This window comes from Bradyrhizobium sp. UBA2491 (assembly GCF_002341725.1).
Taxonomy (GTDB): domain Bacteria; phylum Pseudomonadota; class Alphaproteobacteria; order Rhizobiales; family Xanthobacteraceae; genus Bradyrhizobium.
In genome coordinates, this window is sequence record NZ_DDOP01000002.1 from 1 (window position 1) to 8,624 (window position 8,624).

Annotated in this window: 8 protein-coding genes and 1 pseudogene; 2 read left to right on the forward strand and 7 right to left on the reverse strand. The window is 63.8% G+C overall.

Annotated elements, in window-relative coordinates; translation table 11 throughout:
• Window positions 1-588, forward strand: a 588-nt coding sequence (locus B2W55_RS00605) for an OmpA family protein (RefSeq protein WP_291532166.1), incomplete at its 5' end; no start/stop codon positions are given.
• Between the two features lie 190 nt (window positions 589-778).
• Here the strand turns inward: B2W55_RS00605 and B2W55_RS00610 are convergent.
• Both B2W55_RS00610 and B2W55_RS00615 read right to left on the reverse strand, forming a co-directional pair.
• Window positions 779-2,537 (reverse strand): annotated as a pseudogene (locus tag B2W55_RS00610) (alkaline phosphatase).
• A gap of 112 nt (window positions 2,538-2,649) precedes the next feature.
• Window positions 2,650-3,015, reverse strand: coding sequence for a hypothetical protein (locus tag B2W55_RS00615; protein WP_024583183.1), 366 nt, complete (start codon window positions 3,013-3,015; stop codon window positions 2,650-2,652).
• Between the two features lie 96 nt (window positions 3,016-3,111).
• Between B2W55_RS00615 and B2W55_RS00620 the strand changes: the two genes are divergently transcribed.
• Complete coding sequence (locus B2W55_RS00620; RefSeq protein ID WP_024583182.1) at window positions 3,112-3,699, forward strand: TetR/AcrR family transcriptional regulator; 588 nt, start codon at window positions 3,112-3,114, stop codon at window positions 3,697-3,699.
• 159 nt (window positions 3,700-3,858) lie between these two features.
• On the opposite strand, the gene argG is transcribed toward B2W55_RS00620, so the two are convergent.
• The 5 genes from argG to rlmN all read right to left on the reverse strand — a co-directional run.
• Complete coding sequence (gene argG, locus B2W55_RS00625; protein ID WP_024583181.1) at window positions 3,859-5,196, reverse strand: argininosuccinate synthase; 1,338 nt, start codon at window positions 5,194-5,196, stop codon at window positions 3,859-3,861.
• Between the two features lie 79 nt (window positions 5,197-5,275).
• Window positions 5,276-6,055 (reverse strand): phosphatase PAP2 family protein, encoded by a 780-nt coding sequence (locus tag B2W55_RS00630; RefSeq protein WP_024583180.1) that lies wholly within the window; start codon window positions 6,053-6,055, stop codon window positions 5,276-5,278.
• 39 nt (window positions 6,056-6,094) lie between these two features.
• Entirely contained in the window at window positions 6,095-6,580 is a 486-nt protein-coding gene (locus B2W55_RS00635) for a hypothetical protein (protein ID WP_024583179.1), read from the reverse strand.
• Between the two features lie 4 nt (window positions 6,581-6,584).
• Complete coding sequence (locus B2W55_RS00640) at window positions 6,585-7,565, reverse strand: DUF2971 domain-containing protein (RefSeq protein ID WP_024583178.1); 981 nt, start codon at window positions 7,563-7,565, stop codon at window positions 6,585-6,587.
• A 3-nt stretch (window positions 7,566-7,568) separates the two neighbouring features.
• A partial coding sequence (rlmN, locus tag B2W55_RS00645; RefSeq protein WP_291532167.1) for a 23S rRNA (adenine(2503)-C(2))-methyltransferase RlmN occupies window positions 7,569-8,624 on the reverse strand: 1,056 nt, incomplete at its 5' end.

The following is an 8,624-nucleotide window of genomic DNA, read 5'->3' on the forward strand; positions in this document are numbered from 1 at the left end:
GGAATGTTGACCACCGGCGGCTTCTATGTCGACGTCCCGCCGCCGGTGGTCAACATTCCCTATGATCGCTACATCGTCGACGCTCAGGACGCGTCGCCGGACGTGATCTACGAGACCATGGAGGCTCCGCCGGTGCAGCGGATCGATCGGCGCTACTCGCTCGAAGAGATCCGCTACAGCCCCAATGTCCGCATGCAGATGCCGAGCATCGACCTCAACACGATCAACTTCGACTCCGGATCGTGGACCATCCCGCCGGATCAGGCGGCGAGGCTGCAAGTGATCGCCGACGGCCTCAACCGGGCCATCCAGCGCAATCCGCGCGAGGTGTTCCTGATCGAAGGCCATACGGACGCGACCGGCAACGACACCGACAATCTGTCGCTGTCCGATCGTCGTGCGCAATCCGCCGCCGAGCTGCTGACGCAGCAGTTCGGCGTGCCGGCCGAGAACCTGACCTCGCAGGGTTACGGCTCGCAATATCTGAAGGAGCAGACCGACGGACCGAGCCGCATCAACCGGCGCGTCACCGTCCGCCGCATCACCCCGCTGCTCAACGGCGGCACCGCCTCTGCCGCGCCGCGCTGAGCCGGCGAGACATCACGAGACGAAAATGGCCGGGAGCGATCCCGGCCATTTTTTGATGGGGGCTTGCAGCACACGCCAGCAGGCCAAGCTTACTATCCTCGTCATTGCGAGGAGCGTCAGCGACGAAGCAATCCACTTCTCCGCTTGCGGTGCGATGGATTGCTTCGCGTCGCTCGCAATGACGGCAAGGTCACTTCCCCAGACCCAGTCCCAGCGCCTCGACCATCACGCGAAACACCTCGGTATTGTCCATCGAGCCGCGGACCCGCTCGCTGCCCGGCCCGGACGCGGTGAGAATGACGTCCTCGCCGGAATGCACGCTGGCGCCGATCATCGCCGGCAGATTGCCGAAGCGCAGCGCGACGCCGGGAACGTCCTTGTACTTGTCGTTGGCCTTGAAGGTGTCGGCCTGATCGCCCTTCACGGTCGGCTCGTTCGGATCGTCGAGCTTGGGACGCAACGTCTCGTAGTGATCCGGCAGGCTGGCCGAGAAGATCGCAAGCCGCCGGGAGACATCGACGCGTGACGGATAGCCCTCGGCATCGGGCGCCGGGTAGTTCGGGAAGCCGGCCTTCTCGTAGACGCCGACGCGCTCGCGCAGCGGCACGTTGGGCGTCGCGGTCATGTCGTCATTGATGGTGCCGACCAGGCTGTTCGGATGGTTATGGTCGGCCACGACCAGGATCAGCGTGTCGTCGCCGCGCGCTTTCGCCCAGTCCTTCGCCAGCCGCACCGCATTGTCGAGCATGATGGTGTCGTAGACCGCGCGCTCCATGTCGAGCAGATGGGCGTATTTGTCGATCAGGCCGGACTCGACCATCAGGAAGAAGCCGGACTCGTGCCTCGCAAGAATATCGAGCGCAGCCTTGACCTGCTCGGTCAGGTCGGGCTGCTCGGGGGATTTCCTGACACCGCCGCCCTTGAGGAACTTGCGGTCGAGCACGCCGTCCATGTTGCCGGTGGCGAACAGGCCGAGCAACCGCCGCGTCTCCGGCTTCTCGGCCAGCGTGTTGAGCTCGCCTGCGGTGGTCGCAATCGGATAGCCGGCGGCGCGGAAGCGCGCGAGATAATCGACCTCGTCCTTGCGCTTCGATCCGGCCGCGGATTGCGGCAGGAAGTTCGCGGAGCCGCCGCCCATCAGCACGTCGGGCCTGGCGTCGAAATACTGCGCGACGATCGCGTCATAGGCAGCGCGGCGGCGGGTATGCGCGACCATCGCCGCCGGCGTCGCATCCTCGACCTCGGTGTTGGTGACGAGGCCGACGGCGAGGCCGGCCTGGCGTTTGGCAAGGCTCGCAATGGTCTCGACCCTGGGATCGTCGAACGGATCGGGCGTCCGATCGGCATACACGCCGAGCGCATTGACCGCGGCCTTGTGGCCGGTGGCGTAGGCGCTCGCGGCATTTGCGGAGTCAGTGATGATCGAATCCGAGCCTGCGGTCGCGACCAGCGCCATATGCGGCATGTCGTCGATCGCGAGCTTGCCGCGGCTCTTGCCTTCGGCGATCCCCTTGGACAGCAGCCGTGCGGCGACGCGATGCGCCGGCGACATCCCGTCGCCGATGAACAGGATCACGTTCTTCGCCTTGCGTGCGCCAGTGTCGTAGACGGTCCAGGTCACGGTGCGGCTCTGGGTGCCGTCGCTGACTTCGACGGTGACCGGGCCGGGCGTGGCGAGCCAGACATCGCGCAGTATCAGTGCCGATTGCTCCTTGCCAGCCTCGCGCGCGGTGAAGGTGCCGCTTTGGCCGAACACCGCGGCGTAGTCCGCTCCGTTCAGCGTCACCTTCAGCCTGGCCTGATTCGACCATTCCGGGCAGCTCGACCTTGAAGTCGAATTTCGCGCCCGCGAGGATATCGGCCCGATCGATCGGGTAGATGGTCTGGGCAAGCGCCGGCACGGCCGACAGCAAGAGCGTGACGGCCACGCCGGTGATAGACTTGATCATGTTCGATGCTCCGCCCTTGCGAATGCTGCGCGCGGGGGCGGAGGCTAGTGCCGGGGGATGACGCCGCAATGAGGCGGCGCCGGGACGTATTGCCGCAACGGCCGGCGGCCGGTCAGCGCGCCATCTGCTGCGGATCGTAGAAGAAGCGCTCCTCGACCAGTTCCTCGCCGCGCCAGGTCTGCCAGGCGACCTCCTCCATGCTGCGGACCTTGCCGTCCTTGCCGGTGAATTCGAACCGCCAGCAGATCGCCGAATGGTCGCCGTCGAGCAGCAGCGGCCCGAGCCGGGTGGTCTTGACGCCGGAGACTGCCGCGAGCACGGCCGCCTCGCGCGCCGCCAGCGCCTCGCGGCCGGCGCGCCATTCGCCGTCATTCTCCTGGGTGCGGGCATCGGTCGAGTAGAAGTTCCTGATCGCGCCGACATGGTCGTTGGCCTCGACCGTGTCAGCGAAGGCTTGCAGCGTTTTGAGTGAGGGCATCTGCCATCTCCATTTACCGACTGATGGTCGGTATTTACCGACTGATAGTCTGTAAGTCAACTGGCGCTGCTGCGGAACCTGGGTTAGAGATGGGTGATGGCAACCCAGGCCGAGCGGCGCGAGAAGACCAGAGCCGCGATCGTCAAGGCGGCGCGCCGCATCTTTGGCGAGCGCGGCTTTGCGGCCGCGACGATGGACGACATCGCGAGCGGCGCGCGCGTTGCAAAAGGCGCGGTTTATCATCACTTCGCGACGAAAGAGGCGGTGTTCGAGGCGGTGTTCGAACAGGTGTCGATCGACCTGGTCGCCGATCTCGACCGCATCTCGCGCGCCGAGAACGATCCGCTGGCGGCGATGGCGGCGGGCACGCAGGGCTATTTCGCGGCATGCGCGAAGGGCCCGACCGGTCAGATCATCTTGCGCGACGGCCCGGCCGTACTCGGCTGGGAGCGCTGGCGCGAGATCGACGCCAAGCATTTCGGCGGCAAGTTTCCACTCGCGCTGGCAGCCGCGATGGATGCCGGTGTGATCGCCAAGCAGCCGATCGAGCCCCTGGCGCGGCTGTTGCTGGGTGCGGTGACGGAAGCGGCGGTCGCGGTGTCAGCAGGGCCCGATATCGGCAAGACCGGCACAGACTACGCGCGCGCGTTCGGCTCGCTGCTGGATGCGCTCAGGGTGAAGTAAGTCCAGCTCTCTCCCCACGTCGTCCCTGCGAAAGCAGGGACCCATAACCACAGGGAGTTGTCGCTAAGGCGAGCTGTGGCCCCAGCGTTGCACAACATTTGGCGGTCGTGGTTATGGGTCCCGGCCTTCGCCGGGACGACACTGAGTTTGCGTTGACGCTCAATCCTTGTCGTTCTTGAGCTGGAAAATCTGCGCGCCTTCGCCGCTCGAAATCAATCCGGTCTTGTTGTAGAGGCCGAGCTTGGCACGGGTGTCGGCGATGTCGAGGTTGCGCATCGTGAGCTGGCCGATGCGGTCGGCCGGCGAGAAGGCGGCGTCCTCGACCTTCTCCATGCTGAGCCGCTCCGGCGCGTAGGTCAGGTTCGGGCTCTCGGTGTTTGATATCGAGTAGTCGTTGCCACGGCGCAGCTCCAGCGTCACCTCGCCGGTGACGGCGCTCGCGACCCAGCGCTGCGCGGTCTCGCGCAGCATCAGGGCCTGCGAGTCGAACCAGCGGCCCTGATAGAGCAGGCGGCCGAGCCGCATGCCGTTGATGCGGTACTGCTCGATCGTATCCTCGTTGTGGATGCCGGTGACCAGCCGCTCATAGGCGATGTGCAGCAGCGCCATGCCGGGCGCCTCGTAGATGCCGCGGCTCTTGGCCTCGATGATCCGGTTCTCGATCTGGTCGCTCATGCCGAGACCGTGGCGGCCGCCGATCGCGTTGGCTTCCAGGAACAGCGCGACCGGATCGGCGAAGCTCTTGCCGTTCAGCGCGACCGGCTGGCCCTCCTCGAAGCGCACCGTGACCTGCTCCGCCTTGACGTTGCAATCGGCGCGCCAGAACGGCACGCCCATGATCGGGTTGACGATGGTGATGCCGCTCGACAGGCTTTCGAGATCCTTGGCCTCATGCGTCGCGCCGAGCAGGTTGCTGTCGGTCGAGTAGGCCTTCTCCGCGCTCATCTTGTAGGCGAAGCCCTGCGCGGTCATGAACGCCGACATCTCGGCGCGGCCGCCGAGCTCGTCGATGAACTGCTGGTCGAGCCACGGCTTGTAGATGCGCAGCGACGGATTGGTCAAAAGGCCGTAGCGATAGAAGCGCTCGATGTCGTTGCCCTTGAAGGTCGAGCCGTCGCCCCAGATGTTGACGCCATCCTCCTGCATCGCCGCGACCAGCATCGTGCCGGTCACCGCGCGACCGAGCGGCGTGGTGTTGAAATAGGTGATGCCGCCGGTCGAGATGTGGAACGCGCCGGACTGGATCGCCGCGATGCCTTCATGGACGAGTTGCATGCGGCAATCGACCAGGCGGGCCTTTTCGGCGCCGAAATCCATCGCCTTGCGCGGGATCGCGTCATAGTCGGCCTCGTCGGGCTGGCCGAGATTGGCGGTGTAGGCGAATACTTTGGCGCCCTTCAGCTTCATCCAGAGCAGCGCCGCCGAGGTGTCGAGGCCGCCCGAGAATGCGATGCCGACTTTTTCGCCGGTGGGCAGGCTTTTCAGAATCGTGCTCATGGGACGGTCCAATCGGTCGCAAGCGATGAGGGTTGACGAGGCCGAATATCAAATTTCGGAAGGCGGGGCACGCCTTTAATCAGGCTTCCGGCTTGGCCGGCTCAGCCTGGCCGCGGCGCCAGCGCTGCATCCAGCGGTAGCCGGGCATCGCGAGCCGAGTGAGCGCCGCATCGACCTGCTCGTCGGTGACGCGGGTCGAGGCCCAGCGGTAGATCAGCGCATAGAGCAGCCAGACCACCAGGAAGGACACCAGGCCGGCGATCGCCACATCGGTGAAGAAATGCCCGCCAAACGCCATCCGAAGCCCGCTGGTGACGACACCGAACACGGTGGCCCCGGCAAACGCCAGCGGCCGCCAGGCCGGGGGCGTCAGCGCCGCCGGCGCATAGGTCCAGAACGCGGTGGCACCCTCGCCCGAGAAGAACGAGCAGTTGCGCGGGCAGCCGCCACGCGGGTCCCACCACGGCATGAATTGCAAATCGCCGCCGAACTGCGTCACGAACACCGGCCGCGGCCGGCCCCAGTAATTCTTGAAGGTGAAGTTGGTGAGCACGCCGGCCGAGAGCAGCATCGTGGCAAGCAGGAACACCGCGGCGCGGCCCGACATCAGCATCGGCCGGTCGGGCCGGATGAATTTCCAGACGATGGTCACGATCGCCGGCAGCACCAACGCCCAGGCGATCCACATCGCCGCGTCGCGCGCGAACTGCGCCACCGCGTCGAGCTTGACGGGGAAGGTGTTCTGCGCGGCATCGTAGAACAGCGCCGCCAGCTTCAGGTCGAGTTCGGGATAGATCCCGAACAGGATGCCGACGATGAGCGCCAGCGCCAGCGCGATGAAAAGTCCAGTCCGGTTCATGGCGCGCGGTTTAGCCGAGGCGGGAGGGCATGGGAAGCATCACGGCTGCGGCGATTGCGACGGCAATGGCGGGGGCGGCGGTAACGGGCGCCGCGGCTCGCGCCATGCACCGGCGGTGCGGCCGGCGATCAGCCAGTACACCAAACCCGCGACGATGCCGGCGCCGGTCATGATCTCCATGTGCCGGCGCACGATGCCGTGGAATTGCATCATGTCGGGATCGAACGGAACCAGGCCTAGATAGCAGGCGGCGCCGACGATCGCGCCACCGATCGCATAGGCCAGCACGCTCCTGATGTAGAACGCCTCTGTGATCAGCACCACGATCAGCGCCGGCAACAGCGCAAAGCCGGAAATGAAAATGAAGCCGAAGCCAAGCACGATATTGATCGCGCTCTGGTCGATCTCGCCGCCGAAATCGCTGATCTCGGGGTACAGCACCGCGACCACCACGATAAGTCCGGCCAAGAAGCAGGCCATCAGGAAGCCGAAGGCGACGACGAACAGGCGGCCGATCAGGGCCATTGCCCTACGATCCTCTAAATGGAATTTCTGAGAGCCGAACGCTTGCGTCTATCTTGGCATTCTCGAGCAGATGGCTCATCGCCTCCCTCTGAAGTTCTTGGTGCGGGTGCGGGCCGACGATAATCGACCTTATTGGTAGTTTTGTCTTCGGACCACCAAACAGCCGAATGTATGGAACGATTAGATCGCCTCTCACCCTAAATTCGACGGGCTTCGCATCCTTTTTGGCTTTGGCTGGAACTCGTCCCTGTCGGACGCCGGCTATTGCAAGTCGAAATTCGCGCTCTTCGTGAAACCCAGAGTTCTTCAGAAAAGGAGCGGTCGAAAGGAATTTACTGACAGCTTCATCAATATTCTTGTTCCCCGCAATTTCCTTGACCTTAGCGCGGTTCTCCTTGTCAGCAATCGGAGTCACCTTTGGATCGAGGAACATCTTTCCGATCATCGCGCGAGCAAGGCCGACATAGTCCTTTGGATCAAAGAGTTTCTGAAAATCATCATATAGCACATCGCGGCGGACGACTGGCCCGAAGAAGAAGCGTTTGATCTCGTGGCTGATTAGAGCTTCCAGCCCTTCCTCATCAAACTCTAGAGCAAAGCCGCCCCGTCCGGCATAGCCTCTCCACTGACTCAGCAAACCATTCTTGAACTGCTCACTACCTTCTTCGTGTCGACAAAACGACACAACGTAGACGGGACTGATGTTGTTCGTCGCAGTCCGGATTGATCGAAACAGAGCATCCACCTGGAGGCTATCGGCCTTAGATCCCTGTTCTTGATAATATCTCTTGTCTAGGAGACCTGCCTCAACTAGCTCCTTGGTCGCTGTAGCGACCTCAGCAAGAAGGATCGGAGACAGCAAAGTGTCGATCAGCGCTCCTTCGGAATAGTCGTTCAGATACCGACTATCCGAGGCAAACAAAGACCGCGTCGTGAGTATACCTACAGCTCCACCGCTGTCCGTATAGTGGAAAACTGACGCCACTTCTCAATCCGTCATCGCCATCGCGCGCAGCGCCTGGCGCTCGCGGGCGGAGAGCTTTTCGGTCTCCGATTTGAGCTGGCCGCAGGCGGCGAGAATGTCGCGGCCGCGCGGCGTGCGCACCGGCGAGGAATAGCCGGCGTTGAAGATGTATTCGGAGAATTTCTCGATCTGCTCCCAGTCGGAGCACTCATAGGCGGTGCCCGGCCACGGATTGAACGGGATCAGGTTGATCTTGGCCGGAATGCCCTTGAGCAGCTTCACCAGCAGCTTGGCGTCATCGAGCGAATCGTTGACGCCCTTGAGCATCACATATTCGAAGGTGATGCGGCGCGCGTTCGAGGCGCCGGGATAGTCGCGGCAGGCCTGCAACAGCTCCTTGATCGGATATTTGCGGTTCAGCGGCACCAGCTCGTTGCGCAATTCGTCGCGCACCGCATGCAGCGAGATCGCGAGCATCACGCCGATCTCCTCGCCGGTGCGCTTGATGTTCGGCACCACGCCCGAGGTCGACAGCGTGATGCGGCGGCGCGAAATGCCGATGCCTTCATTGTCGCCCACGATCAGCAGCGCATCGCGCACCGCGTCGAAATTGTAGAGCGGCTCGCCCATCCCCATCATCACGATGTTGGTGACGCGGCGGGTGCCGTCCTCGCGATCGGCCCAGTCGTTGAGCCGGTCGCGCGCCACCATGACCTGGCCGACGATCTCGCCGGCAGTGAGGTTGCGCACCAGCCGCTGCGTTCCGGTGTGGCAGAACGAGCAGTTCAGCGTGCAGCCGACCTGCGAGGAAACGCACAGCGTGCCGCGATCGGTCTCGGGGATGTAGACGCACTCGACCTCGTGCGCGCGCTCGACCTTATCGCCGCTCGGCAGCCGCAGCAGCCATTTGCGGGTGCCGTCATTGGAGATCTGCTCGGCGACCACCTCGGGACGGTCGACGGTAAAATGCTTCTCGAGCTCGGCGCGCATGTCCTTCGAGACGTTGGTCATCTCGGCAAAACTCTTGGCGCCGCGGAAATACATCCAGTTCCAGAGTTGCTGGGTGCGCATCTTGCGCTG

What these genes read in the sequence shown, in the direction of transcription:
- B2W55_RS00615 (WP_024583183.1), bottom strand. Translation starts at nt 3,015, where the DNA reads ATGCCCTCACTCAAAACGCTGCAAGCCTTCGCTGACACGGTCGAGGCC.
- B2W55_RS00620 (WP_024583182.1), top strand. Translation starts at nt 3,112, where the DNA reads ATGGCAACCCAGGCCGAGCGGCGCGAGAAGACCAGAGCCGCGATCGTC.
- argG (WP_024583181.1), bottom strand. Translation starts at nt 5,196, where the DNA reads ATGAGCACGATTCTGAAAAGCCTGCCCACCGGCGAAAAAGTCGGCATC.
- B2W55_RS00630 (WP_024583180.1), bottom strand. Translation starts at nt 6,055, where the DNA reads ATGAACCGGACTGGACTTTTCATCGCGCTGGCGCTGGCGCTCATCGTC.
- B2W55_RS00635 (WP_024583179.1), bottom strand. Translation starts at nt 6,580, where the DNA reads ATGGCCCTGATCGGCCGCCTGTTCGTCGTCGCCTTCGGCTTCCTGATG.